21 protein-coding genes and 1 pseudogene are annotated in these 24,804 nt (G+C 74.2%); 8 read left to right on the top strand and 14 right to left on the bottom strand.

Annotated features, from left to right (window positions below; translation table 11 throughout):
• Positions 1 to 40: 40 nt before the first annotated feature.
• Both ACH4SL_RS22875 and ACH4SL_RS22870 read left to right on the top strand, forming a co-directional pair.
• On the top strand, positions 41 to 1,324 hold the full coding sequence (locus ACH4SL_RS22875) for an MFS transporter (RefSeq protein WP_398448370.1): 1,284 nt from the start codon (positions 41 to 43) through the stop codon (positions 1,322 to 1,324).
• A 105-nt stretch (positions 1,325 to 1,429) separates the two neighbouring features.
• Positions 1,430 to 1,900: a carboxymuconolactone decarboxylase family protein gene (locus tag ACH4SL_RS22870; RefSeq protein WP_398448368.1), complete on the top strand. Its 471-nt coding sequence runs from the start codon at positions 1,430 to 1,432 to the stop codon at positions 1,898 to 1,900.
• Between the two features lie 124 nt (positions 1,901 to 2,024).
• Here the strand turns inward: ACH4SL_RS22870 and ACH4SL_RS22865 are convergent, their stop codons facing one another.
• Positions 2,025 to 2,417, bottom strand: a complete 393-nt coding sequence (locus ACH4SL_RS22865; protein ID WP_398448366.1) for a DUF5997 family protein — start codon at positions 2,415 to 2,417, stop codon at positions 2,025 to 2,027.
• Positions 2,418 to 2,556: 139 nt separating this feature from the next.
• Here ACH4SL_RS22865 and ACH4SL_RS22860 point away from each other — a divergent pair, with 139 nt between their 5' ends.
• Positions 2,557 to 3,318, top strand: a complete 762-nt coding sequence (locus ACH4SL_RS22860; protein WP_398448771.1) for a LysR substrate-binding domain-containing protein — start codon at positions 2,557 to 2,559, stop codon at positions 3,316 to 3,318.
• 59 nt (positions 3,319 to 3,377) lie between these two features.
• Here the strand turns inward: ACH4SL_RS22860 and ACH4SL_RS22855 are convergent, their stop codons facing one another.
• The 8 genes and pseudogenes from ACH4SL_RS22855 to ACH4SL_RS22820 form a co-directional block, all read right to left on the bottom strand.
• Entirely contained in the window at positions 3,378 to 4,376 is a 999-nt protein-coding gene (locus tag ACH4SL_RS22855) for an ABC transporter substrate-binding protein (protein WP_398448364.1), read from the bottom strand.
• Between the two features lie 216 nt (positions 4,377 to 4,592).
• A complete protein-coding gene (locus tag ACH4SL_RS22850; protein WP_398448362.1) occupies positions 4,593 to 5,261 on the bottom strand; it encodes an ABC transporter permease in 669 nt (222 codons plus the stop codon).
• The gene (locus ACH4SL_RS22845; RefSeq protein WP_398448769.1) at positions 5,258 to 5,980 is read right to left on the bottom strand and encodes an ABC transporter permease; all 723 of its coding nucleotides are present in this window, start codon (positions 5,978 to 5,980) and stop codon (positions 5,258 to 5,260) included. Before ACH4SL_RS22845 ends, ACH4SL_RS22850 begins: the two co-directional genes overlap by 4 nt.
• Positions 5,977 to 7,140, bottom strand: coding sequence for an ABC transporter ATP-binding protein (locus tag ACH4SL_RS22840; protein ID WP_398448360.1), 1,164 nt, complete (start codon positions 7,138 to 7,140; stop codon positions 5,977 to 5,979). Before ACH4SL_RS22840 ends, ACH4SL_RS22845 begins: the two co-directional genes overlap by 4 nt.
• A 252-nt stretch (positions 7,141 to 7,392) precedes the next feature.
• Positions 7,393 to 8,202, bottom strand: a complete 810-nt coding sequence (locus ACH4SL_RS22835; RefSeq protein ID WP_398448358.1) for an MFS transporter — start codon at positions 8,200 to 8,202, stop codon at positions 7,393 to 7,395.
• 208 nt (positions 8,203 to 8,410) lie between these two features.
• Positions 8,411 to 8,875: pseudogene (locus ACH4SL_RS22830) on the bottom strand (MFS transporter); the annotation flags it as partial.
• Between the two features lie 261 nt (positions 8,876 to 9,136).
• Entirely contained in the window at positions 9,137 to 10,813 is a 1,677-nt protein-coding gene (locus ACH4SL_RS22825; RefSeq protein WP_398448356.1) for a xylosidase, read from the bottom strand.
• A 454-nt stretch (positions 10,814 to 11,267) separates the two neighbouring features.
• A complete protein-coding gene (locus ACH4SL_RS22820; RefSeq protein WP_398448354.1) occupies positions 11,268 to 12,200 on the bottom strand; it encodes an oxidoreductase in 933 nt (310 codons plus the stop codon).
• Between the two features lie 234 nt (positions 12,201 to 12,434).
• Between ACH4SL_RS22820 and ACH4SL_RS22815 the strand changes: the two genes are divergently transcribed.
• The 3 genes from ACH4SL_RS22815 (at position 12,435) to ACH4SL_RS22805 (ending at position 16,867) form a co-directional block, all read left to right on the top strand.
• Complete coding sequence (locus ACH4SL_RS22815) at positions 12,435 to 13,556, top strand: PP2C family protein-serine/threonine phosphatase (RefSeq protein WP_398448352.1); 1,122 nt, start codon at positions 12,435 to 12,437, stop codon at positions 13,554 to 13,556.
• Between the two features lie 106 nt (positions 13,557 to 13,662).
• Positions 13,663 to 14,493, top strand: coding sequence for a slipin family protein (locus tag ACH4SL_RS22810; protein ID WP_398448350.1), 831 nt, complete (start codon positions 13,663 to 13,665; stop codon positions 14,491 to 14,493).
• A 76-nt stretch (positions 14,494 to 14,569) separates the two neighbouring features.
• Positions 14,570 to 16,867 carry a SpoIIE family protein phosphatase gene (locus tag ACH4SL_RS22805; protein WP_398448348.1) on the top strand — a complete coding sequence of 766 codons (2,298 nt, stop codon included), beginning with the start codon at positions 14,570 to 14,572 and terminating at the stop codon, positions 16,865 to 16,867.
• 78 nt (positions 16,868 to 16,945) lie between these two features.
• Here the strand turns inward: ACH4SL_RS22805 and ACH4SL_RS22800 are convergent, their stop codons facing one another.
• The 3 genes from ACH4SL_RS22800 to ACH4SL_RS22790 all read right to left on the bottom strand — a co-directional run bounded on the left by ACH4SL_RS22800 (position 16,946) and on the right by ACH4SL_RS22790 (position 19,528).
• Positions 16,946 to 17,515 (bottom strand): SMI1/KNR4 family protein, encoded by a 570-nt coding sequence (locus ACH4SL_RS22800; protein ID WP_398448346.1) that lies wholly within the window; start codon positions 17,513 to 17,515, stop codon positions 16,946 to 16,948.
• An 84-nt stretch (positions 17,516 to 17,599) separates the two neighbouring features.
• A complete protein-coding gene (locus ACH4SL_RS22795) occupies positions 17,600 to 17,965 on the bottom strand; it encodes a hypothetical protein (protein ID WP_398448344.1) in 366 nt (121 codons plus the stop codon).
• 96 nt (positions 17,966 to 18,061) lie between these two features.
• Positions 18,062 to 19,528: an MFS transporter gene (locus ACH4SL_RS22790; RefSeq protein ID WP_398448342.1), complete on the bottom strand. Its 1,467-nt coding sequence runs from the start codon at positions 19,526 to 19,528 to the stop codon at positions 18,062 to 18,064.
• A 38-nt stretch (positions 19,529 to 19,566) separates the two neighbouring features.
• Here ACH4SL_RS22790 and ACH4SL_RS22785 point away from each other — a divergent pair, with 38 nt between their 5' ends.
• Positions 19,567 to 20,133, top strand: coding sequence for a CGNR zinc finger domain-containing protein (locus ACH4SL_RS22785; RefSeq protein ID WP_398448340.1), 567 nt, complete (start codon positions 19,567 to 19,569; stop codon positions 20,131 to 20,133).
• On the opposite strand, the gene ACH4SL_RS22780 is transcribed toward ACH4SL_RS22785, so the two are convergent.
• Positions 20,042 to 21,007, bottom strand: coding sequence for a LysR family transcriptional regulator (locus tag ACH4SL_RS22780; protein ID WP_398448338.1), 966 nt, complete (start codon positions 21,005 to 21,007; stop codon positions 20,042 to 20,044). The two genes, ACH4SL_RS22785 and ACH4SL_RS22780, sit on opposite strands and share 92 nt — an antisense overlap.
• Positions 21,008 to 21,103: 96 nt before the next feature.
• Here ACH4SL_RS22780 and ACH4SL_RS22775 point away from each other — a divergent pair, with 96 nt between their 5' ends.
• A complete protein-coding gene (locus tag ACH4SL_RS22775; protein WP_398448336.1) occupies positions 21,104 to 22,261 on the top strand; it encodes a nuclear transport factor 2 family protein in 1,158 nt (385 codons plus the stop codon).
• Between the two features lie 33 nt (positions 22,262 to 22,294).
• Here the strand turns inward: ACH4SL_RS22775 and ACH4SL_RS22770 are convergent, their stop codons facing one another.
• Positions 22,295 to 24,784, bottom strand: a complete 2,490-nt coding sequence (locus ACH4SL_RS22770; RefSeq protein WP_398448335.1) for a protein kinase — start codon at positions 24,782 to 24,784, stop codon at positions 22,295 to 22,297.
• Positions 24,785 to 24,804 lie beyond the last annotated feature (20 nt).

Raw genomic sequence — 24,804 nt, 5'->3', positions numbered from 1 at the left:
GGAGCCACTAACGCAATGATCACTGCATCCGGAGAGATCCATGACCGTCGCGCCGCACTCCCAGGAGCACGGACCCGCCGCACCGCCCGCCCCTCCCGTCCCGCGTGCCGGCATACCCCGGCGCGGCCTCGGCCGGGGCGCCGCCTTCGCCGTCATCGCCGCGATCTTCGTCCTCTTCATGGCCGCCTCCAGCGCGCCCTCCCCGCTCTACGTCGTCTACCAGCACGCCTGGGGCTTCTCCGCGACCATGCTGACCACCGTGTTCGCGGTGTACGTGGCGGGCATGATCGGCGCGCTGCTCGTCCTCGGCGCCCTCTCCGACCACGTCGGACGCCGACCCGTCCTGCTGTCGGCCATCGCCCTGGAAGCGGTGGCCATGGTGCTCTTCGTCACCGCGGGCAACGTCTCCGTGCTGCTCACCGCCCGCCTCGTGCAGGGCGTCGCCACGGGCGCCGCCATGACGACGCTCGGCGCGGCCCTGGTCGACCTCAACCCGCCGCACGCGCCGCACCGCGCGGGCGTGATCAGCGGCGCCGCCCCCACCTTCGGGCTCGCGGTGGGCTCGCTGGGCTGCGGCTTCCTGGTGCAGTACGGGCCGCACCCGACGCGGCTGGTCTACGTGGCCCTGCTCGCCGGACTGGTCGTCGCGGGGCTCGTCGCCGCGCTGCTGCCGGAGACCTCGCAGCGCCGCCCCGGCGCCGTACGCTCGCTCCAGCCGCGGCTCGGCGTCGCGCCCCGGCTGCGGGCCGACCTGCTCGCCCTGGTGCCGATCCTGGTCGCCAGCTGGGCGCTCGGCGGGCTCTACCTCGCGCTCGGGCCCTCGGTCGCCGCGGGGCTGTTCGGCCTGTCGAGCCATGTCGTCGGCGGCCTGGTCGTCACGCTGCTGTGCGCGCCCGCGTCCGTGACGGCCTTCGCGCTGCGGCCCTGGCCGACCGAGCGCACCCTCGCCCTGGGCGCGGGGCTGCTGGCGCTGGGCACGGGCGTGGGCCTGGCAGGCGTGGAGGCCGACTCGGTCACCGCGGCGGCGCTCGGCACCGCCCTCGCCGGTGTCGGCTTCGGGGCCGCGGGCCTGGCGAGCTTCGGCACGCTGGCCCGGATCGCCGGACCGGCCGAGCGCGGCGAGCTGTTCGCGGTCGCCTTCGTCATCTCCTACCTGGCCTTCAGCATCCCCGCGGTCATCGCGGGCTTCGCCACCACCGACGTCGGGCTGCACCGCACCGCGGTCGTCTACAGCTCCGCCGTGATCGCCTTCGGCGTCCTCGCGCTCGCCGCCCAGCGGCTGCGGACCTCCCGCGCCGCCGCCCGCGCCTCGGCGGCCGGGTGACGCGGATCACCCCGCGGGGCTTCCAGCGGCGGTCACATCCGGCCCGGCCCGGGAGTCAGTGCAGTGCAAGCCACCGCAAGGGGCCACCACCGCAAGGAGACCGTCATGGACGCCCGTCTGAGCTACTACACCAACCCCGTCGGCGCCAAGGTCACGAAGTTCGTCAACTCCGCGGGCAAGGCGGTCGCCGACTCGTCGCTGCCCGCCGCCACCCAGGAGCTGGTCAAGATCCGCGCCAGCCAGATCAACGGCTGCGGCTTCTGCCTGGACATGCACACCAAGGACGCCGCGGCCGCGGGGGAGGACCAGCAGCGTCTGCACATGGTCGGCGCGTGGCGGGAGGCCACGGTCTTCACCGAGGCCGAGCGCGCCGCCCTCGCGCTGACCGAGGCCGGCACCCGGATCGCCGACTCCGCGGGTGTGCCCGACGACGTGTGGGCCGAGGCCGCCCGGCATTACGACGAGGAGCAGCTGACGGCGCTGGTGTGCCTGATCGGCGTGATCAACGTCTACAACCGGCTGAACGTCCTGACCCGCCAGCCCGCGGGCGACTACCAGCCCGGCCAGTTCGGCTGACCCGTCCCGCCCGCCTGCCCGCGGAGCCGGTGCCCTGTCACGGGGGAGCACCGGACCGCCGGACAGGGCAAGGGCCCGCCTCCCGTGACGGGAGGCGGGCCCTCGGCTGCTGCGTGCGGCGCCGTCAGCGTGCGGCGCGGTCCTCCGCGCCGCGCTTCTCCTTCAGGCGGACCGCCTCCTTGCGCACCTCGGCCTGCGTGGCGCGCTCCTTCTCCAGCCACTGCGGGCTCTCCTGCTTGAGCGCCTCGACCTGCTCGGTGGTGAGCGCCTCGGTGACACCGCCGCGCGCCAGGCCCGCGATGGACACACCCAGCTTCGCCGCGACGACCGGGCGCGGGTGCGGCCCGTCACGCCGCAGGTCGCGCAGCCACTGCGGCGGCTCGGCCTGGAGCGCGTCCAGCTCCGTCCGGGAGACGACACCCTCCTGGAACTGCGCGGGGGTGGCCGGGAGGTACACGCCCAGCTTCTTGGCCGCCGTGGCGGGCTTCATCGTCTGGGCGGATTTCTGCGACGTCATGCCCACCAGGGTAACGAGCGCGTGTGCCGCCCCCGACCATCGCCGATAGCCTTGCCGGGTGACCGGCACGCACGAGACCCACCCGACCCCCGACGCCCGCGACACCCCGGAGGCTCCCGAGGACCCCGCGCCGCCCGCCGTGGCCGGGGGGCCGGTCTTCCGGCTCGCGTACGTCCCCGGCGTGACCCCGTCCAAGTGGGTGCGGATCTGGGGCGAGCGGCTGCCCGACGTCCCGCTGGAGCTGGTCGCGGTGCCCCCCGCGGAGGCCGCGGGGCTGCTGCGGGGCCGCGGGGCCGACGCCGGGCTGCTGCGGCTGCCGGTCGACCGCACCGACCTCAGCGCGATCCCGCTCTACACCGAGGCGACCGTGGTCGTCGTCCCCAAGGACCACTTCGTGGCCGCCGCCGAGGAGATCGCGCTCGCCGACCTCGCCGACGAGCTGGTGCTGCACCCCCTCGACGACACCCTCGGCTGGGAGCGCCCGCCCGGCCGCCCCGCCCTGGAGCGCCCGGCGACCACCGCGGACGCCGTCGAACTGGTCGCGGCAGGCGTGGGCGTGCTGGTCGTCCCGCAGTCGCTGGCCCGGCTGCACCACCGCCGCGACCTCACCTACCGCACGGTCGCCGACGCGCCGCAGTCGCAGGTCGCGCTGTCCTGGCGGGAGGACGCGACGACCGACCTGGTCGACGACTTCATCGGCATCGTCCGCGGCCGCACGGTCAACAGCAGCCGCGGCCGGCGCGCCGCCGCGGACACGGCGCCCGCCAAGGCCAAGGACGGTGCCGCGGCCGGCAAGGCCGCCGCGGGACGCAAGAAGCCGGGCGCCGCCCGTACGCCCGCGGGCAAGGGGGCCAGGACGTCCCTGCCGCCGCGCCGCGGCAAGCCGCGCCGCCGCGGCTGACACCACGCGCGAACGCGCCCGGTCCGCACACGGCGGTCCGGGCGCGTACGCACCGGGGCTCAGCCCAGGCCGACCGACTTCAGCCAGGCCGTGGCCACGTCGAGCGGGTCCTTCTTGTCGTTCTGCACCTGGGCGTCCATGTCGAGCAGCGACTTCGTGTCGAGCTTGGCCGACACCGCGTTGATCGCCGCGACGGCCTCCGGCGACAGGGCGGTCTTGGACACCATGGGCTGGACGTTCGCGATCCCGAAGAGCTTCTTCGGGTCCTGGAGCGTCACGAAGTGCTCGCGGGTGATCGACGCGTCCGTGGTGAAGACGTCGGCGGCCTGCACGCTGTTCGACTTCAGCGCCTGCACGGTGAGCGGGCCGCCCGCGTCCAGCGGCTTGAAGGACTTCGGGTTCAGCCCGTACTGCGACTTCAGACCCACCAGGCCCTGCTCCCTGGTCTGGAACTCCGGCGAGCCGCCCACCACGATGTCCGAGCCGTACTTGGCCAGGTCGGCGATCGTCGACTGCGACGTCAGGTGGTATTTCGCGGCGGTCTCCTTGTTGACCGTCAGCGAGTCCTTGTCCTCGGCCGGCGCCGGGTCGAGCATCGTCAGCGCCGGGTCGAGCTTGGCCTCGATCGCCGCGGTCGCCGCCTCCGGGGTGGTGGGCGTGGCGGTCTTGTCCAGGTAGGACAGCAGCGAGCCGTTGAACTCCGGCAGCACGGTCACGCTGCCGTTCTTGACGAGCCCGTAGGTGATCTCGCGGGTGCCGATGTTGGGCTTGTACTGGACGGTGACGCCCTTGGCCTTGAGCGCCTCGCCGTACAGGTCCATCAGCAGGACGCTCTCGGCGAAGTTGTTGGACCCGACCACCACGGTGCCGCTCTGCGGAGCCTTGCCCTTGCCGGTGTCGGACGCGGGCGGCGCCGCGGGCTTCAGCGGGTCGGAGTCGGACGAGGAGGAGTCGCTACAGCCCGCGAGGAGCGCCGCGGCCGTGGTCGCGGCGATGAGGATCGCCGTCACTCGGAGGTGTCGAGGGCCTGTGCTGCTGCTCTGCGAAGGTGAAGTCACGATTCCCGCTTCCGGGGGTGAGGGTTCGGATGGCGTTCAGTTGTCGTCGAAACGTCGGTTCCGTACACCGAATGATCCAATCCAGCGGCCGCAAAGGGCGTCAAGGCCGCCAGGGTCACCGATTGGCATCGATGCCCGCCGGGCGCGGAACGCGCCGTCCGCGCCCGACGGGACGTCAGATGTGCTATCGGTGCACGCCCTCGGCGTACGGTCCGGTCACCGGCCGCGCCGTACGCCGGGGGACACGATCACCCGTCCGACCAGCCAGAACAGCCCGATCATGGCGAGCGCGAGGGCCGCGATGAGCGTCGCCCCGCCCACCACGATCCGGTAGTTGTACTGGTAGAGGCCGTCGACGACGAAGCGCCCCAGGCCGCCGAGCGAGACCGTCGCCGCGATCGCGGTGGTCGAGACCACCTGGATCGCCGCCGAGCGCAGCCCGCTGAGCACCAGCGGCAGCGCCATGGGCAGTTCGACCTGGAGCAGCACCGCGACCGGCCCCATGCCCATTCCGCGCGCCGCGTCGACCGGCGAGGGGTCGACGGTGCGCATCGCCTCGTAGGTCGTGACCAGGATCGGCGGCACGGCCAGTGCCACCAGCGGGATCATCACCGGGGTGAGGCCCAGGCCCAGCCAGAAGAACATCAGCACCAGCAGGCCGTAACTGGGCAGCGCCCGGGCCGCGGTGGCGATGAGCGCCAGCGCGTTGCCGCCGCGCCCGGTGTGGCCGGTCACCAGGCCCACGGGCAGTGCGAGGGCGGCGGCGATGCCGAGCGCGGTGAAGGTGTACTGGAGGTGCTCCAGCAGCCGGTGCGGGATGCCGTACGCGCCGTGCCAGTTGGCGCCGTCCCGGAAGAAGTCGCTGATGAAGTGGAAGAGGCTCATGACGCGGCCTCCGCCGGTGCGGGCCCGGACTTCTCGACGGCGGCGGCGCGCGCCGCCCGGTCCGCGGCCCGGGTGCCGCGCGGCAGCCACGGGGTCAGCACGGTGCGCAGCACGACGAGCACGATGTCCATCAGCACCGACAGCACCGCGATGGACAGCACCGAGTTCAGCGCCAGGTTGGAGCGGTGGTAGAGGATCGCGTCCTGGAGCAGGTTGCCCAGCGCGCCCTGGTTGCCGATGATCGCGCCGACGCTCACCAGGCTGATGCTGGACGCGGTCGCGACCCGAAGCCCGGCGAAGATCGCCGGTACGGCGAGCGGCAGTTGCACCCTGAGATAGCGCTGGACGGGTCCGAGTCCCATCGCGGTGGCCGCCGACATCGTCTCCTCGGGCACCGATCTGACGCCGTCGACGATCGCCGGGATCAGGATCACCAGCGTGTAGACCGTCAGCGGGATCATCACCGTCGTCCTGGTCGCGCCGGTCCAGTCGATCAGGAAGACGAAGAAGGCCAGCGACGGGATCGCGTACAGCACCGTGGTGACCCACAGCAGCGGCGGGTAGATCCAGCGGAAGCGCACGCACAGCTGCCCCAGCGGCAGCGCGACCGCCAGGCCGATCCCGACCGGGATCATCGCCTCCTGGACGTGCAGCCCGACCAGGCCGAGGTAGGAGTGCTGGAGGTCGCTCGGGATGTCGAAGAAGCCCGTGCCGCTCATGTGGCCGCCCCGGCCTTGGGGGCGACGTCCCGGCCGGCGCCGCCGCCGTCCGGGCCGGTGGCGTGCGCGCTGCGGATCGCGGCGCCGATGGCCTCCTGCGAGACCACCCCGGCGACCGCGCCCTCGCCGTCCACGGCGACCGCCCAGCCGGTCGGCGAGAGCACCGCGCAGTCCAGCGCGTCCCGCAGTGACTCGCGCCCGGCCGCGAAGGGCCTGCCGTGCGGCAGCAGCCCCTCCGCACCCTTGCCCGCCGCCGCGGCGGCGTCCTGTGCCGGGGCCCAGCCCAGTGGCCGGCCGTCGGCGTCGGTGAGCAGGACGTACGGGGCCCCGGTCGCGGCGGCCCGCGCGGCGCGCTCGGCGTCCGCACCGACCGGCAGCACGGGCTCCGTCAGCAGCTCCAGGCCCTGCGAGGAGAAGAAGGACAGCCGCCGGATGCCGCGGTCGGTGCCGAGGAAGTCCTCGACGAAGGCGTCGGCGGGCGAGCTGAGCAGCTCGTGGGGCGGCGCGAACTGGGCCAGCACACCGCCGGTGCGCAGCACCGCGATCATGTCGCCGATCCGGATGGCCTCGTCGATGTCGTGGGTGACGAAGACGATGGTCTTGCCCAGCTCCTCCTGGATCCGCAGCAGTTCGCCCTGGAGGCTCTTGCGGACGATCGGGTCGACCGCGGAGAACGGCTCGTCCATGAGCAGCACGGGCGGGTCGGCGGCGAGCGCGCGGGCCACGCCGACGCGCTGCTGCTGGCCGCCGGAGAGCTGGTACGGGTAGCGCCTGGCGAGCCCCGCGTCGAGGCCGACGCGGTCCATGAGTTCGCGGGCCCGCTCCCGGGCCCGGCCGCGGTCCCAGCCGAGCATGCGGGGGACGGTCGCGATGTTGTCGACGATGGTGCGGTGCGGGAAGAGCCCGGCGTTCTGGATGACGTAGCCCATGGACCGGCGCAGCGTGTTGACCGGCTGCTCGCGTATGTCCGCGCCGTCCAGCAGGATCCGCCCGGAGGTCGGCTCGACCATCCGGTTGACCATCCGCAAGGTGGTGGTCTTCCCGCATCCCGACGGGCCCACCAGGACGGTGATCGAGCCGTCCGGGATCTCCAGCGACAGGCCGTCGACCGCCGTGGTGCCGTCGGGGTATCGCTTGGTAACTGACTCTATCTGTATCAAAGTGCCGAATACCCCTCGGGATCGGGCATGGACGGCCTGCCTCCGGTCGGTTTCGGACAGGCCGGTGCCAGAAGAGTCTAGGGGGTGCCTTGTGGGTCTCCGCGGCGTCGCGTGCCCCGGCACGCACATCTGCTGCGTTGTCGTCGGTCGACAACGCTCCGCGTTGCCTCCCTCCTCCGCCTTGCAGCTGCACGCACCGGACCCCGCTCCTTCCTCCACGGAGACCCACAAGGCACCCCCAGACCGGGGGCCTCAGGAGCGGTCGGGCGTCACCTGCGGCGGGTCGTCGGGGTGCTCCTCCTGGAGGCCCGGGCGCAGGCCGAAGTGCGCCACGACCGCGGCGACCGCCATGACACCGGCCATGCAGTAGAGCACCGTACGCGTCGACTCGGCGAAGTCCATCCGCACGAAGGCCGGGATCGTGCCGCTGCCGCCCTGCGCCGTCGTATGCGCCTGCGCGATGGTCCGCGCCTGGTCGGCGGCCTGATCCGGCGGCAGCCCGCGGGCGGTGAGCGAATGCGTCAGATGGCGGCGGAATTCGGTGACCGAGACCGTGCCCAGCACCGCGAGGCCCAGCGAGGCCGCGTAGTTGCGCACCGTCTGGGTGATGCCGGTGGCCTCGCCGTACGACAGCCGTGAGGCGCGGTTGACCGCGTCGGTGCTGGCCGGGCTGAGCATCATGCCCATCCCGGCGCCGGCCAGGATCACCTGCCACATCTGGTGGGAGAAGTCGAGGTCGGTCACCTTGCCCGCCCACAGCAAAAAGCCCAGTGCGGACAGCGCGCAGCCCAGCGAGACCGGGCGCTTGGCGCCCCGGGTGTCCAGCATCCGGCCGCCGATCTGCGAGGCGACGACGAAGCCGAGGAAGAAGTACAGCAGGTACAGCCCCGCCTCGGACGCGGACTTGCCGAGCGCGATCTGCGCGTATTCGCTGGCGAAGAAGAAGACCGGGATGAAGGTGAGCATCGCGATGCCCAGCACCGCGTTCTCGACCAGGAAGGCCCGCACCCGGAAGATCCGCACCTGCATCAGCGGCTCCGCCGTCCGCAGCTCCACGGCCACGAAGACGACCAGCAGCAGCGCGCCGCCCGCGATCGACAGGCCGATGGCCCGGGTTGCCCCAGCCCCAGATCTCGGCCTGCTGGAAGCCGAAGACGCTCAGCGTCACGCCCGCGGCGATCAGCGCCAGCCCGCGGTAGTCCATGGGCGCCGGGCGGTGCTCGGTCTCCGGCCTGGACAGCGCGATCAGCACCAGCGCGACGACGGCCACCGGGATGTTCACCCAGAAGATGGCCCGCCAGGTCCATTCGGTGAGGTAGCCGCCGAGGATCGGGCCGACGGCGGTGAGGCCGCCCGCGATGCCGAAGAAGAGCGCGAGCGCCCGCCCGCGCTCGCGCAGCGCGAAGGTCTGCACCACGATGCCCAGCGCGGCGGGGAACATGATGGCGCCGCCCGCGCCCTGCACCGCCCGGAAGAAGACGATCCAGGCCTGCGCGGCGCTCCCGGTCGGCGTCAGCCCGCACAGCAGCGACGCGCTCGCGAAGACCAGTACGCCCCACACCACGACCCGGCGGTGCCCGACGGTGTCGGCGAGCCGGCCGCCGTACGCGAAGAGCGCGGCGAGCGCGAGCAGGTAGGCGTTGACGGCCCATTGCACGCCGGTGTTGGAGAGCTTCAGCTCGTTCTGGATGTCGGGCACCGCGATCGACACGATGGTCTGGTCGATGAAGGTCATCGCGACCGCGAAGATCATCGCTGCCAGGACCAGATTCCGCGGCCTCGCGCCCTTCCCTGCGGCGTCGGCCATGGCGCTCCTCGTCCGGTCGCGGAACCGCCCGCCACCAGGGCGGACGCGGATCCCACCACGGTGGACCGGCCGCGTCCGGTGCGCCACTCGACGGGCGGGCGGGTCACCCGGATGCCCGTCCGGGGTGACCCGCCCGCCCTCCCGAAGCCCCGCGTGCCCGCGCGGGGGTCAGTGGCTGGCGACGTCGCGTCAGCCGGTGACGAGGTCGAACTGCTCCCAGCCGCCGATGGCCGTGCGATTGGCGACCAGGGCGGCCGCCCCGCCGTTCTCCGCCGTCACGTACAGGCCGTTGACCTGGGCCTTGAGGCTGACGGTGCCGTTGGAGTTGTGGACGAGCTGGAAGGTCTCCCACAGCCCCGCCGACGTGCGGTTGGCGATGAGCGGCGAGGCGCCCGCGTTGTCGGCGCACACGATCTGGCTGTTGGCGTGCGCCCGCAGCGCGACGTTGCCGCCGCCCTGGTCGAGCAGGTCGAACTGCTCCCACGGCCCGATCGAGGTGCGGTTGGCGATCAGCGGGGACGCGCCGCCGTTCTCGGCCGTGACGTAATTCCCGTTGGCGCGTGCCCGCAGGCTCACCACCGTGCCCGTGCCGCCGCCGGGGGAGGTGCCCACCGTGGGCTGGGTGGGGCGGGTGGCGGTGAGGGCGATCTGGCCCTTGAGCATGCGGCCGCCGTCGCCGGTCAGGCGCAGGTAGTAGTCGGAGGAGCAGGCGGTGCCGTCCTCGTCGAGGGCGAGGAAGCCGGAGTTGGTGGGCACGAAGGCCTGGGACTCGGCGGTCTTGGCGATCTGGTTGCCCTCGTTGTACTCGTCGAACATCGAGATGTAGATGCCCTGCACGCCGGCGCGGCACATGTTGTAGAACTGCCGCCACATGAAGTCGCCGTGCGCGCGCTGCCGTCCGGTGACCGAGCCGGGCAGCACGCACGGCTGGTAGTCGATGCCGTGCGCCGCGCACTCGGCCATGTCCGGCACGGTCGCCTGGTTGTAGAAGTTGTCGGCGTCCGCGACGTTGCCGATCCGGCCGACCAGCCACGGGCTGAGCATGTCGAAGGCGTGGTAAACGTCCGAGAAGCCCGCCCGCGAGTCCCGGTCGCCGGTACGCCACCAGGTCGGCACCCCGCCGATGACGTAGCAGCCCTGCGCCTTGAACCAGTTGAGTACGTCGAGACAGGCCGCCGCCGTGAACGGCCGCTGGTTGTCGGCGAAGCCGAAGCCCCAGATGCACACCACCGGCTTGCCGTTCTGCTTCGCGTAGGCCGGGGAGGCGGTGTGCGCCTTCATCTTGTTGGTCCAGTCGGCCTTGATGTCCGACTGCATGGTCGTCCAGTCGCTGACGTCGTACATGATGTAGAACTTCCGGCCGTGCGACTCGGCGGCGCTGCGCACCTTGCCCGCCATCGCGTCCCGGTTCGGACCCTCGCCGCCGGTGGGGTTGAAGCGCTGGAGCGCGGCGGTGTCGATGCTGTTCTGCTGCATCCACAGGAACTGCGTGTCGACCGTCTGCTGGTCGTACGACGAGAACAGCGTCGCGGGCTGCCCGTTCCCCAGCGCCGCGTAACCGGTCTGGTACGTCCTCGTGTACTCCCGCACGTCCGGCCACGCCACGATCGTCGTGTTCGACGGCGACGGCGCCTGCCCGCCGTTCTGACTCCAGTGCCACCAGCTGTTGATCGGTGAACCGTCGCCGACACAGGCGAACCAGCCCTGGTAGCCGACCGTGATCTTGCCGACCACGTCCCCGGGCCCGCTCGCGGCCGCCGCCGCGGGGGCCGCGGACGCGGTGGCGGTGGTGCCGAGCGTGGTGAGCGCCGCGGCGGCGGTCCCGCCCGCCGCGGCTCCGATGAACGTACGACGCGAAACTGCCATGGAATCTCTCCGAACGGCGGCGCACGGCGGCCTCGGCCGGGCGCGACGGTGGACTGAGCGCGCATCACCTGCTGTTGCCGTTTCAACTTCAACAGGTGAACTCAGGCCCCGGGCACGGCCGTGGCCTGACCCGGCCACGGCCGTGCTGGAGTCCGCTGGATTCGGGCTGACCTGCGGTGGGGGGAGGTGCGCGCAGTCCCGTGACGCGCACCGCGCTGAGTGGTTCCGAAACCGCGGTTGGCGGTACGCAGGGATTCAACTGCTGAACCAAACATCCCGTCAAGGGCCCGGACCGGATTGGCGAATTGTCCGCAAAGAGCGGCATTCTGCGGGCCGTTGAGGTCATTGCGTCCTGTGCAATGACCTCGAAACATCGGATGAGTTGATTCAGGACTTGTCGGACGAGGGGATCCCGCCCGCGTTCAGTCGGCAGGCCCCGCCACGCCGGGCGCGTTCACTCGGCGGGCTCCGTCGGCCCGGCCGCGTCTAGCAGCGCCATGTCCTCGTCCGTGAGCCGCAGCGTGCCCGCGGCGAGGTTGTCCGCCAGGTGGTCCGGGTCGCCGGTGCCCGGGATCGCCAGCACGTGCGGGCCCTGCCGCAGCGTCCAGGCCAGCCGCACCTGCGCCGCCGACACGCCGTGCGCCGCCGCGACGGCCGCCACGGCCTCGTCGGTGTCCCCGGGGGCCGTGCCCGCGCCCAGCTCCCGGCCCTTGCCGGCGATCGAGTAGAACGGCACGAACGCGATGCCCAGCTCGCCGCACTCGCGCACCAGCGGGGCGCTGCGCCGGTCGCCGAGCCCGTACAGGTTCTGCACGCACACCACCGGAGCGACGGCGCGGGCCTCGGCGAGCTGGGCGGACGTCACGTTGGACACCCCCAGATGGCGGATCAGCCCGGCGGTGCGCAGCTCCTCCAGCGCGCCCATGCGCTCGGCCATGCTGCCGTCCGGCATCGACGGCATGACGCGCAGATTGACCAGGTCCAGGTGGTCGCGGCCGAGCTGGCGCAGATTCTCCTCCACCTGGCCGCGCAGCTGGTCCGGCCGGGCGGCCGGCAGCCAGGTGCCGTCCGGGTCCCGGCCGGGGCCGACCTTGGTGGCGATCACCAGGTCGTCCGGGTACGGCGCGAGCGCCCGGTTGATCAGCTCGTTCGCCGAGCGCAGCGAGGAGAAGTAGAAGGCCGCGGTGTCGATGTGGTCGACGCCCAGCTCGACCGCCCGGCGCAGCACCGCGAGCGCCTGCCCGCGGTCGCGCGGCACCCCGTTGTGGAAGGCGGCGGTGCCGGTCAGGCGCATCGCGCCCAGCCCGATCCGGCGTACCGTCAGATCGCCGAGCCGCCAGCTGCCCGCCGCGTCGGCGGTGACCGTACGTGAGGTCGGAGAGGTCATGAACTCCCGTTTCTCTGGGTATCCCGCGGGGGAGGTCCCCGCGGAGCGACCCGGAGTATGACCCGCCCGGGGCCGCGCCCGTAATGCCCGACAGGTGGGGGAAAAGTCACAGCCGGGGCGGGAACGATACGGCGGCGCCGGGAGTTGACCCTGTGTCGGACGGTGCCGCTCGCGGGTCCTCCTCCACCGCCGGGCAGCGCGGAAAATCCGGTTCGTCCCATTAGGCTCACTGATGTGACGACGACCAGGCGGTCCGGCCCTCGCCGCACGGCGCACGGCCGGTCCGGCCTCGCCCTGCTGGCACCGATCCTGCTGGCCCTGGCGATCGGCGTGGCGGCCGTCGTCACTCCGCGCGACATCGCCGTCAGCCGGATGCTGCCCGCGGCGCCTGCGCTCGCCGCCTCCAGCTGGTCGGTGGCCGCGACCGTCGGCCTCGGCGTGCTGGCGCTGGTCGTGGTGCTGATCCTCGATCTGACCTACCACCACCACGCCGTCTTCTTCACCGGCGCCGCGATCGCCGCCGTCACCGCCGCCGCGGGCTACGCGTGCCACGTCCGGCTGGGGCGCGAGCGCGCCCTCCTCCAGGTCCGGTCGGTCGCCGAGGCCGCGCAGTCGGTCGTGCTGCGGCCGGTGCCGCCGCGGATCGGCCGGGTGCGCGTCCAGACGCTGTACCTGGCCGCCGCGGCCGAGGCCAGGATCGGCGGCGACCTCTACGAGGTGGCCGACACCCCGTACGGCGTACGGCTGCTCATCGGCGACGTGCGCGGCAAGGGGCTGTCGGCGGTGGGGGTGGCCGGGGCGGTGGTCAACTCCTTCCGGGAGGCCGCCTACGACGAGCCGGACCTCGCCGCGCTGGCCCGGCGGCTGGACACCAGCCTGGTCCGCTACGGCGAGTCCTTCCCGTCCGACGAGTCCGCCGAGCGCTTCGCGACCGCGGTGCTGGCCCAGATCCCGCACCGCGGCGGTGACGCGACGGTGCTCAACTGCGGCCACCCCCCGCCGGTCCTCATCCGCGGCCGGGACGTGCGTGCCCTGGAGCCCGCCGCCGCCTCCCCGCCGCTGAACATGGCGGGGCTGCTCGGCGCCGACTACGCCGTCGACACCGTCGTGCTGGCCCCCGGCGACCAGCTGCTGCTCTACACCGACGGCGTCACCGAGACCCGCGACCGCGAGGGCCGCTTCTTCCCGCTGCTGGCCTGGCTGCGCAGCCTGGACCCGGCACCGCCGCCGCGCGGGCTGCTCGACCAGTTGCACGACCGGCTGATCAGCTTCGGCGACGGCCTCGACGACGACATCGCGGCCCTCGTGGTCCAGGTGGAGGCGGCGGAAACCGGACAGTCGCCGCCCGGCCCCTGAGTCCGCGCCCGCGCGGGGGATTTTCACACGTTCACGTGATCCTCGCGGAGCGGCCGGGCCCGATGCGAGGGATGCTGGAAGGGAGCCGACAGCGGGAGGCTGCGCCATGCCGAACCTCGGAATCGCCATCGTGCGGCAGTACGAGCGGGGAGTGGTTTTCCGGCTCGGGCGGTTGCGCGGAGTGCGCAAGCCCGGCTTCCACTTCATGATTCCGCTCTCCGACCACATGTGGAAGGTCAGTCTGCGGACGGTCACGATGCCCGTGCCGTCGCAGCAGGTCATCACGCAGGACAACGTCTCGATCGGCGTCGCGGCGGTCGCCTACTTCCGCCGGGTGGACGCGGTGAAAGCGATCGTGGAGATCGAGGACGTCGCCCAGGCCGTCGGGCAGATCGCGCAGACCACGGTCCGCAACATCGTCGGCCGCTCGATGCTGGACCAGGTCCTCACCGACACCCAGACGCTCAACCTCGCCATCCGGGAGATCCTGGACGGCATCACCGAGCAGTGGGGCGTCCAGGTCTTCCTCGTCGAGCTCAAGGACATCGAGCTGCCGGTCACCATGCAGCGCGCGATGGCCCGCCAGGCGGAGGCCGAGCGGGAGAAGCGCGCCAAGATCATCGCGGCCGAGGGCGAGGCGCTCAGCGCCGGCCGGCTCGCCGAGGCGGCCGACGTCATCGCCGACCACCCGCTGGCCCTGCAACTGCGGAATCTCCAGGTCCTCGCCGAGATCGCGGCCGAGAAGAACAGCACGGTCGTCTTCCCCGCGCAGCTCCTGGACAGCGCGCGGGCCGTCGGCCGGTTCGTCACCGAGGAGAGCGGCCGCCCGCCGGACCGGGACGCCCCGCTCCCGCGGGTCGATCCGGTGGAGGAACCCCCGGCCGTGGGAGGCTCCCGCGGCACCGACACGCCGCCGGAGATCGACGCTGGGCAGTGACCGCGGGCGGCGGGCCGCCGGACCGCGTCCGCACGCCTCACGAGCCCGGTCCCGGGATCCCGAGGCGCGACCCGGCATGCCCCAGGACCCCGGGGGTGAGGGCGCGGGCGGCGCGGCCGGTCCGCCCCGGGACCCCCGGGGTGAAGGCGCGGGGGGCGCGGCCGGCACGCCGCCGGGCGGCTCGGCCTCCTGCACGGTTGACGCCGGGGGCCGGATCACCGCGTGGGGCGGCGACGCGCAGGAACTGCTGGGCTTCGCCCCCGCCGAGGCGGTCGGCCGCCCGGTCCAGGAGCTGCTCGGCGTGCGGGCCGACCTGCTGCCGTGGGGCGCGGACACCGCCTGGACGGCCTTCGCGCCGGTCCACGACCGCTCCGGCGAGCGGCTCGACGCCCTGTGGTGCGCGGAGCCGCTCGCGACGGCGGCGCAGGTGCCGCCGGACGGGACGGGCGGGGGCGCGTGCGGGCCCGGCGCGGACCTCGGCGGAGGTACGGAATCGGAGGCGCTTCCGGGCACTTCCGACGAGGCCGCTCCCGACCGGGCCGCCCCCGCCCCCGGCGCCGCCGGCCCGCACGCCCGCTGCTGGGCCGTCCGCGTCCTCCCGCAGGAAGCCGCCGCGCAGCTCTCCGACGCCCGCGACGTACCGCCCGACCAGGACCACGGCAGCCGCCGCCGCCTCGCGATGGTCTACGAGGCCTCGCTGCGGATCGGCAACACCCTCGACGTCTTCCACACCGCCGACGAGCTGGCCCTGATGAGCACCGAGGAATTCGCCGACTACGTGACCGTCGACCTCCTGGAGCAGTTGCTCAGCGGCGACGAGGACGTGCTCGACCCCGCACCTCCGGGCAGCGTGATGCTGCGCCGCACCGCCCAGCGCTCGGTGCTCGACGGCTGCCCGGAAGCCGTCATCGCGCTCGGCGACAAGCACACCTACCCCACCGACTCGCCGGCCGGCCGCACCCTCGCGACCGGGCACGGCTTCCTGCAGCAGGTGAACGACTCCACGCTGGCCTGGTGGTCCGCCTCGCCCGCACGGCAGGAAGCCGTCCAGGAGTACGGCATCCACAGCGCGCTGGTCGTGCCGCTGCGGGCGCGGGGCGTCACGCTGGGCCTGGCCATGTTCTGCCGGCACCGCACCGCCGCCCCGTACGAGGCCGACGACCTCGGGGTGGCCGAGGAGCTGGCCCGGCGCGCCGCCGTCTGCGTCGACAACGCCCGCCGGTACACCCGCGAGCGCGCCACCGCCGTCATGCTCCAGCGCAGCCTGCTGCCCGGCACCCTGGCCGCGCCGACCGCCGTCGAGGCCGCCGCCCGCTACCGCCCGGCGGGCTCGCGCAGCGGCGCGGGCGGCGACTGGTACGACGTGATCCCGCTGTCCGGCGCGCGGGTCGCGCTCGTCGTCGGCGACGTGGTCGGCCACGGACTGCGCGCCGCGGCGGCGATGGGGCGGCTGCGCGCGGCCGTCCGTACGCTCGCCGACATCGACCTGCCGCCGGACGAGGTGCTCACCCGGCTCGACGACGTCATCACCCGGCTCGGCCGCGAGGCCGCCGTGTCCGACAGCACCGACCCCGAGCAGCAGGGTCTCGGCGAGATGAGCGCCACCTGCCTCTACGCCGTCTACGACCCCGTGTCGCGCGACTGCGTGATGGCCTCGGCCGGCCACCCGCCGCCCGCGGTCGTCAGCCCCGGGGGCGAGGCGGTCTTCGCCGACCTCCCGGTGGGACCGCCGCTGGGCATCGGCGGGCTCCCCTTCGAGGCCGCGGACCTGCGGCTCGCCGAGGGCAGCCTGCTGGCCTTCTACACCGACGGGCTGGTCAAGGCGCCCGGGGTGGACGTGGACTCGGCGATGGAGACCATGCGCGCGCTGCTCACCACTGCGGGGCGCCCGCTGGAGGAGACCTGCGACCTGCTGCTGCGCACCCTGCTGCCCTCCCCGCCGGCCGACGACGTCGCCCTGCTGCTGGTCCGCGTCCGCGCGCTGAGCGCCGACCGGGTCGCCTCCTGGGACGTCTCCGACGACCCGGCCGAGGTCGCCTCGGTCCGCAAGAACGCCGTCGAACAGCTCGACGCGTGGGGCCTGGACGAGGCCGTCTTCACCATGGAGCTGGTCATCAGCGAGCTGGTCACCAACGCCATACGGCACGGCCGCCAGCCGGTCCGCCTGCGGCTCATCCGGGACGACGCGTCGCTCTTCTGCGAGGTCTACGACGGCAGCAGCGCCGCCCCCCACCTGCGCCGCGCCCGGGTATGGGACGAGGGCGGCCGCGGCCTGCTGCTGGTCGCCCAGCTCACCGACCGCTGGGGCACCCGGCAGACCGGCACCGGCAAGATCATCTGGACCGAGCAGGACATCGGCGCGCCGGAGCACTGACCGGCGTCCGTCGGCGCCGTTCACCCGGGGCCGTCCGGGTGCCGGTCCCTTCCGGACGGGCGCGCCCGCAGCGGCAACTCAGGACGGGGGGATCTCCAGATCGATGGGCGGCAGCCCCCAGGGCTCCAGCGCTCCGGTGCAGTAGTCCGCGAGGAACTGGACCGCGCCGCCGCCGTAGTGCCACCAGGCCCCGCCCCGGGAAGCCACCGTGACGATCCAGTCCTGTGGGGATTCCCCCGTGGTGCTCCACATGAACTTGTCACCGTCGCACGACTCGCCCCAGGGCAGCAGCCCCCCGGGAGCCGGGTGGGCCGACAGGCCGAGCCCGGGCTCCAGCCACACGTCGGCCAGCACGTCGAGGGTGTCGAGGGTGCCCCGCAGCGTGCTGTTCTCCCTGCCGGGCACGGGGAGCCGGACGAGGAGGAAGCCCCCGATGTCGAAGGCCGGGTACCACTCGCCGAGGTACGTGAAGTCGGCGGGGAGCCGGGTGCCGAGGCCCTTCTCGAACCCTTCCCAGTCGACGACCGCCCGCGCGGGCCGGCGCAGCTCCGTCAGCCCGGGTACCGCGCCTTCCAGCAGCGCGAGGGCCTCCTGCGGATTGGTGACGCGGCGCCGGGGGTTCTGCGTGTCGATCGGCTCGTCGTTCATGAGCCGCACAATGCCACAGGCGTCCGACACCCCCGACGCGCGTAGGCGCCGGCCGTTCCCTGGACGGGACTTCGCGGACACGCCCTAGAGCTTCGGGCCCACGGAGATGTCGACCGCGGCCGCGTTCCGGCCGGGCTCGTCGACAGCGACGCGGATCCGTCGCCTGCCCGCTTCACCGATGAGGCTCACGAAGCGCGTCACACCCATGACATCACCGATGACCAGCCGCCCGTCAGCCAACGAGAGCGGCCCTTCGAAGACGGTGGTGAAGGAGGGATCCGGCCCGGTCCCCTCGTCGAGCGGCTGGGTGAAGAGCCGGACCTTGACCAGTCGCGCCTGAGCCTGGACCCGGACCACCACATGGGTGTCGCACCCGACCGCGGCCTCGTCCCTCAGCCCCAGCACCGGTAGCCAGTCGGTCGATCCCAGCGCCAGAACCGGGTGGTTCACCCGGACCTCAACCCCAGCGAGCTGCATGTTCGGCCCTCTCCGGTGTCCGCCTCATGACACGTGGCGATGCTATCGGGCGGCTCCGACCTGCCAGGCTCATCGCCTCGGGGCCCGGACGCGCGGGCGGCCCGTCCCGCGCGCCGCCTCGGGCCGTGACCGGCCCGCCGGTACGCCGACGCGCCGGGCTGCCCCGACGGCCCGGCGCGGTCCGCGCTGCTCTCCCGGCCAGGCCGCCGAGAGTGCCGCCACGGCCGACGCCGCCAGGAGGGCGGCCGGGACGGAGCGGGCCGCGAGCGGGCCTGCGGCCGCCGCGCCCAGTGCGAAGCCGGTGATCTTCAGGCTTGCCCCGGTGGTGAACACCCGCGCGCGCAGGGCCTCCGGGGCCTCCCGGTGGCGTACCGCGAAGAGTGCCGTGAGCTGCGGGCCCTCTCCGGCCCCGGCCAGCAGCAGCGCCGCTACCAGCAGCGCCGGGCGGGAGCCGGCGGCCAGCGCGAACGCGGCTGCCTGCACCAGCGCTCCCACCCGCACGACCGTGTCCGGCGCGGCGGCGCGCGGGAAACGGGCGAGCACACCGCCCGCCGCGAGCGAGGAGAGCGCCGCGCACGAGAGCAGCAGCGTGCCGCGCCCCGCACTCCCGAACTCCCGCGTCCCCAGCAGCGGAAGGCACGCGGCGAGCATCCCCTGCGCCACGGAGCACCCCACCGACGTGACCGTGGCCCGCCGCAACCCCGGCCGCCGCCCGATGACCCGCACCCCTTCCCCGAGCTCCCGCCACACGGAGCTACCCGGCACGCCGCTCGTGGGCGGCGGTGGGGGCTTTTCAGCGGTGGCGGGCACAGGTGCGGCCGGGCGCGGTGGAGCTTCGGCCGCGGTGGCCGCGGGCGCTTCCGCCGGGGACGGGGGCGCCGTCGCGGTGAGCGCCGGCGGCTTCGAGGTGGGGCCGGTCGCCCGGCGGGGCGGGGCGGCTGACGGTACGCCCCGTGGCGTTGCCGCCCGGGCGGGACCTGCCGCCGGGAGCGTCCAGGCCGCCGGGACCGCCGCGGCGATCAGGGCGGCGGAGGCGGCCACCGCCGCGGGGGCGTTCGCGGCCTCCGCGAGGGCTCCGGCGGCGGCCGGGCCGGTGAGGCTCGCCAGGGTGAAGGTCAGCGCGTCGAGGGCGTTCGCCCGCGGCAGCCGCGCGGGCGCCGCCACGCGCGGGAGCTGGGCCGTCCAGCCGCCGGAAAGGGCCGGGCCCGCGAGACCGGTGAGCACCGCGAGCGCCACGCACAGCGCGAACGGCAGCCTGCCGAGGCCCGCCAGCAGGGCCGTCAGCCCCGCCGCGTACGCCGCCAGCGCCGCGGCCAGCAGCCGACCCGGCCGCTCCCTGCGGTCCAGCAGCGCCCCGAGCACCGGGCCGCCCGCCGCCGCGGCGACGGTGAGCCCCGCGAGCAGCGCCGACGCCGAGGCGGCCGAGCCGGTGAGCGCGAACCCCGCGAGCATCAGCGCGGGCCCCGACATCTCGTCCCCCGCGCGCGCCGCGACCGCCCCGGCGAGATACGCGCCCAGCCCGTAACGCCTTCCCATCCCGAAGACGTTACGGAGGTAACGCACAACACGGCAATATGCGTTACAGTGTCCCGGTGCCCCCCGCCGACGACAGATCCGCCCGGCATTCCGTGCAGGAGATGGCCGACCGCGCCGCCGCCCTCGTCAACGTCCTCGACGGCGGCGACCCCGCGCCCGCCGAGGTCGCCGCGGTGCTCACCGCGTACGGGGAGCCCGCGGACGGGCTCACCGCCGCCGACGTCGCGGGGATGCGCGCGGCCGCCGCGCTGCTCCGGGAGGTCTTCGCCGCCGGCCGCACGGACAAGGTCGCCGACGTCCTCAACCGGCTGCTGCGCGAGCACACCGGGCCGCTGCGGCTGACCGCGCACGGCGGCGCGTCGCCCTGGCACCCGCATCTCGACAGCGACGACGAGGCGCCCTGGGACGAGTGGTTCCTCGCCTCCTCCTGCATGGCGCTGACCGTCCTGCTCTGGGAGCGGCAGGCACCGCCCGGCGCGGTGTGCGCCTCGCCCGCCTGCCGCGAGGTCTTCGTCAGCCGGAGCCGGGGCCTGGAGCGCCGCTACTGCTCGCGGCGCTGCGCGACCCGGGAGCGGGTCGCGGCCCACCGGCGCGGGCGCGCCTGACGCCTTCCGCGAGCCGGTCGAGCAGCAGCGCGGCGCGCGGGTGCGGGTCGCGGCGCGGGGTCAGGGCGTGGATGCCGCGCGCGGGAGGGTCGGCGAGCGGCACGGCGGTCACGTCGGCCCGCAGCGCGGGCGCCAGCACACCGGGCACCAGCGCGACCGCGTGGCCGGTCGCGACCAGCGCGAGCTTGCCGGGCAGGTCCGCGGCGGCGAGGTCGATCCGGGCCGTCACCCCGGCGCGGGCGGCGTGCCGGTGCAGCAGCGCGGCCGAGCCGTCGTTGTCCTCGGCCCAGGTCTCGCCGGCCAGTTCCGCCATGCGCAGCGGCCCGCCGCCCGCGAGCCGGTGACCGGTGGGCAGCACCACCACCATCTCGTCGGCCCCCAGCGGGTGCTGTTCCACCCGCGGGTCGTGCGGCAGCCCCGGCGGCGCGTCGGTGACCACGGCGACGTCCAGCTCCCCGGCGGCCACCCGGCCGTGCAGCTCCGCGCTGAGCGCGGGCAGCAGGCTCCACCGCACGGGCCCGGCCTCCTCCAGCATCTCGCGCACCGCCTGCGGGACGATCCCGGCGGCGAGCGAGGGGGTCGCGCCGACCGCGAGCGGCCGGACCGCCTCGCCCTCGCGCAGCTCGCGCACGGCGCGCACGGCCCGGTCGGCCTCGTGCAGCGCGGCGAGGGCGTGCCGCCGGAAGACCTCGCCCGCGGCCGTCGGGCGCACCCCGCGGGCGTGCCGCTCCAGCAACGGCACGCCGAACTGCCGTTCGAGGCCGGCGATCTGCCGGGAGACGGCGGACTGCGTGTGGTGCAGCTCGGCGGCCGCCGCCGACAGCGAGCCGAGCCGGCACACGGTCACGAAGGTCCGCCACACGGTCAGGTCCATGCCCGCCAGTATGCCGGGCAGCCATGCGCCGCACGCAGGGCAGCCCTGCGAATCTCTCACTTGTCGCATGGCTCACGGCCGACGAGCCTGGACGGCATGACCACAGCACATACCGTCGCCGTCCTCGGCCTGGGACGTATGGGCGGCGCCATGGCGGCCCGCCTCGCCGCCGAGGGCCACGACGTCACCGGCTGGACGCGCTCCGGCCGCTCCGTACCCGGCATCACCGCGGCGGCCGACCCGGCCGCCGCGGTCGCGGACGCCGACACCGTCCTGCTCGCCCTCTTCGACGGTCAGGCCTGCTACCAGGTGCTCGACGCGGTCAGCGGCGCGCTGCGCCCCGGCGCCCTCGTGCTCAACACCGCCACCGTCGCGCCCGCCGAGGCCGCGGACCTCGCCCGCCGCACGGGCCCTGCCTATGTGCACGCGCCCGTCCTGGGCTCGGTCCCCGCCGTCGCCTCGGGCACCCTGCGGATCCTCGCCGCGGGCGAGCCGGACGCCCTGCCGCGGGCCCGCCCGGTCCTGGACGCCCTCGGCACCGTGCACCCCGCCGCCGACGCCCGGACCGCGGCCGCGCTCAAGCTCGTCGCCAACGCCGGGCTCGCGGGCGCGGTGCTCGCCCTGGGCGAGTGCCTGCGGCAGGGCGACGCCCTCGGCCTGCCGCGCGAAGAGGTGCTGGACGTCCTCGAAAGAGGGCAGCTCGGCGGCCTCACCGCCCGCAAACGGCCCTTCCTCGGCAGCCGACCGGCGCCCGCCACCGCCGACTTCACCCTCGCCGCGCTGGCCAAGGACATGGACCTGCTGGCCGCCGCGTCGCCCGCGCCGCTGCCCGCGGCCTCCGCGCTCGCCGCGACACCCGCCGCCCCCGGCGCGGACATCGCGGCCGCCGCCACCGCCCCCGCAGCGGACGAGGCCGTCCTCGCCCCCTTGCGCGCCTACGCCCGCGGCCACGCGACCGGCGACCCGGAGCACTTCCGTACCGCCTTCCTGCCCACCGCCCACGTCGAGGGCCTGCGCGACGGGAAGTTCGTCTCCTGGACGCTGGAGGACTACTGCGCCCTCTTCCCCGGCCGCCCCGCGCCGGACGAGGCGTCACGCACCCGGCGGATCGACTCCGTCGACGTCCACGGCAGCGCGGCCACCGCCCGGATGACCCTGGTCCACGGCCCGGACCGCTTCACCGACGTCTTCCTGCTGGTGCGCACCGACGACGGCTGGCGCATCGCCAACAAGGCCTACCACCGGCACACCTGAGTGCCCGTGGCGTGATCCGCACCGCGGCCGGCCTCACCGGAACAGGAAGTCGGTCACCTCGCCCTCGGGCGTGTCGCGCAGGGCGTCGAGGAACCCCTCGACCGACGGGCGGTCCCCGGGACTGCGGGCGGTGGTCCGGCCGAGCAGCGCCCGCAGCTGCTCCGACACCGGCAGCCCGTCCACGGGGACGTCCTCGGTGGCGATCCGGTGCAGCGTCGTCACCACGTCGGACCCGGCGGACCGCCACACCGATTCGCCGGTGAGGCAGTAGATCATCACCAGCCCGAGCGTGTAGAGGTCGGTGCGGATGTCGTAGGGCCCGCCGGTCAGGTGCTCGGGCGTCATGTAGCCCACGGTGCCGACCAGTACGCCCGTCCGGGTGATGGAGTCCTCGCCCGCCACCAGCCGGGCCAGGCCCAGGTCGATGACGACGGGCCCGCGCACCGGGTGGAGGATGATGTTGGTGGGCTTGAGGTCGATACGGGCCAGCCTCGCCCTCTCGACCGCCCCCAGGGCCGACCCGATACGGCGGCCCACCGTGACCGCCGCGGCCGGGGAGAGCGGGCCGTGCAGGCCCGTGTAGGCGGCCAGGGAAATTCCTTCGAGGAATTCCATGACCAGGGCCGGTTCGCCGCCGTCCGACATCTCCAGGCCGCGGATCCGCACGATGTTCGGATGGTGCAGCAACTGCCCGGCCGACGCCTCGCGCCGGAAGCGCTGCACCATGTCGTCCTCGCCGGTGAGGCGGTGGTGCATGAGCTTGATCGCCACGTCCTCGCCGGTGAGCCGGTCGCGGCCGAGGTAGACCGAGCCCATGCCGCCGTGCCCGATCAGCTCGCGGATCTCGTACCGGCCGTCGGCGAGGACGCCGACCAGCGGCATGCTGCGGGAATTCGTCCCGTCGTCCTCGCCGGTGCCGCCCGCGGGCCGCGCGCCGACGAGCTCCGCGCGCGAGACCTCCGACACCGCGGAGGCCCAGACGACGCCCTGGTCGGCGCGTTCGCGCTCGTTGCCGCGGGCGAATCCGGCGAGCGCCCGCCGGTAGCCGTCCGACAGCCGGTAGCTGGGCAGCTGCGCCCCGTCGCGGGACTCGCCGAAGCGGGTCACCACCGTGTGCTCGTGCACGCGGGTGAGCACCCCGGCCCGCGCCAGATGGCGCAGCACCTGCTCGGTGCGGTTGGGCGCCACCCGCAGCAGCGGGTCGAGCCGCTGGTCCCCGGCGGTGCTCATCACGTCGGCCGAGGTGAACGGGCGCCCCTGGCTGCGCAGCGCCCAGTCGGCCACGGCGTAGTCGCCCAGCCGCCGGCGGTCCTCGTCGATCGGCAGCGAGGCGATGCCGGGCGGCCGGCCCTCGCCGACCCCGGCCAGTATCTCCTCCAGCTCGCGGTAGAAGCGCACCCGCTCCCGGTCGCCCGCCCCGACGGTCATGTACGGGGCGCCGTCCTCCCACGCGACCAGCGCGTTGAACTCGTGCAGCAGCCGGCGCGGCACCCCGCGGGCCTTGAAGGCGAGGTAGCGCGCCAGGTCGTCCAGCAGTTCCGGGCCGGGCTCCGGCTCGCCCTCGGCGGTCTCCAGCGGTGTGCCCGCGACAAGTCCGCCGACCAGCCGCCGGGGCGCCTGCCACAGGCACGGGACGTACGCGCGCCAGCTGAAGACGCTCTCGTACACGCCGTTGCCGTGGTCCCCCTCGCTCAGCGCGCGGTCGTGCAGGTCGGGCCCGGCGACCACCAGGAAGTGCGCGCCGCGGACGGTCAGCACGTTCTTCAGCCGCCCGAGCAACTGCTCGAAGTCGGCGAGCGCCTCCTCGCGGTTGTCGGTGAGCTTGTCGACCTCGTCCAGCACGATCACCGGGTGCACCCGCAGCCGTGGCTCGTCCCGGCCGCGTCTGCGCCACCGCCCGCGGCGGACCGGGCGCGGGCCGCCCTCGTCACCGCCCAGCAGCCGGACGATACGGACCAGGTCGTGCTCGACATCGGTCTCGGAGTACGCCAGGAAGGACGTCTCCAGCGCCTGCGCCCTCGTCCGCCGCCCCGTCAGGTTCAGCGACGCGAGCCCGCCGCCGGAGGGCGCCAGGCCCACCGAGCTGCCGCGCTCGCTGCTCTCGGACTGCGTCTGCTTGAACGACAGCGACGTGCGGGTGTAGGCCATGACCAGCGAGTCCAGGACGTCGGGCGGCAGCCGCGCCAGCAGCCCGCCGTCGTCCAGCGCCTCGAACACCCGGCGCACGATCGCGAAGAGCAGCTGGTCGGCCGTCATCGCGCGGGCCACGTTGAGGTGGACCAGCAGCAGGTGGTCGCCCCGCCCCCAGGACCTCGCCGTCTGCGCCAGCGCCCGCAGCACGAGTGTCGACTTGCCGACACCGCGGAAGCCCGTGACGAGGAACGCTCCGCCGTGCGAGTACGTGAGCCGTTCCTGGAGCGTCGTCACCAGCGACTCGTGGCCCAGCGTCGGGATCGCTGTGTCGCCCGCGGGCAACGGCTCGTGGATGTAGCGGAATTCCGCGTGCAGCCGAGCCCGTACCATCGTCCCCCCCCGTACGTCCC

The organism is Streptomyces sp. NPDC021020, from assembly GCF_044333285.1.
Classification (GTDB): Bacteria; Actinomycetota; Actinomycetes; order Streptomycetales; family Streptomycetaceae; genus Actinacidiphila.
The sequence above is the reverse complement of the archived record's forward strand: the minus strand, read 5'-3'. Positions and strand labels throughout refer to the sequence as shown.

Excerpts from the sequence above, each read along its gene's own strand:
- ACH4SL_RS22870 (WP_398448368.1), top strand. The coding sequence starts at position 1,430 with ATGGACGCCCGTCTGAGCTACTACACCAACCCCGTCGGCGCCAAGGTC.
- ACH4SL_RS22820 (WP_398448354.1), bottom strand. The coding sequence starts at position 12,200 with ATGACCTCTCCGACCTCACGTACGGTCACCGCCGACGCGGCGGGCAGC.
- ACH4SL_RS22865 (WP_398448366.1), bottom strand. The coding sequence starts at position 2,417 with ATGACGTCGCAGAAATCCGCCCAGACGATGAAGCCCGCCACGGCGGCC.
- ACH4SL_RS22780 (WP_398448338.1), bottom strand. The coding sequence starts at position 21,007 with ATGGACCTGACCGTGTGGCGGACCTTCGTGACCGTGTGCCGGCTCGGC.
- ACH4SL_RS22790 (WP_398448342.1), bottom strand. The coding sequence starts at position 19,528 with ATGGGAAGGCGTTACGGGCTGGGCGCGTATCTCGCCGGGGCGGTCGCG.
- ACH4SL_RS22770 (WP_398448335.1), bottom strand. The coding sequence starts at position 24,784 with ATGGTACGGGCTCGGCTGCACGCGGAATTCCGCTACATCCACGAGCCG.
- ACH4SL_RS22850 (WP_398448362.1), bottom strand. The coding sequence starts at position 5,261 with ATGAGCCTCTTCCACTTCATCAGCGACTTCTTCCGGGACGGCGCCAAC.
- ACH4SL_RS22775 (WP_398448336.1), top strand. The coding sequence starts at position 21,104 with ATGACCACAGCACATACCGTCGCCGTCCTCGGCCTGGGACGTATGGGC.
- ACH4SL_RS22785 (WP_398448340.1), top strand. The coding sequence starts at position 19,567 with ATGCGTTACAGTGTCCCGGTGCCCCCCGCCGACGACAGATCCGCCCGG.
- ACH4SL_RS22845 (WP_398448769.1), bottom strand. The coding sequence starts at position 5,980 with ATGAGCGGCACGGGCTTCTTCGACATCCCGAGCGACCTCCAGCACTCC.
- ACH4SL_RS22810 (WP_398448350.1), top strand. The coding sequence starts at position 13,663 with ATGCCGAACCTCGGAATCGCCATCGTGCGGCAGTACGAGCGGGGAGTG.
- ACH4SL_RS22805 (WP_398448348.1), top strand. The coding sequence starts at position 14,570 with ATGCCCCAGGACCCCGGGGGTGAGGGCGCGGGCGGCGCGGCCGGTCCG.
- ACH4SL_RS22875 (WP_398448370.1), top strand. The coding sequence starts at position 41 with ATGACCGTCGCGCCGCACTCCCAGGAGCACGGACCCGCCGCACCGCCC.
- ACH4SL_RS22825 (WP_398448356.1), bottom strand. The coding sequence starts at position 10,813 with ATGGCAGTTTCGCGTCGTACGTTCATCGGAGCCGCGGCGGGCGGGACC.
- ACH4SL_RS22800 (WP_398448346.1), bottom strand. The coding sequence starts at position 17,515 with ATGAACGACGAGCCGATCGACACGCAGAACCCCCGGCGCCGCGTCACC.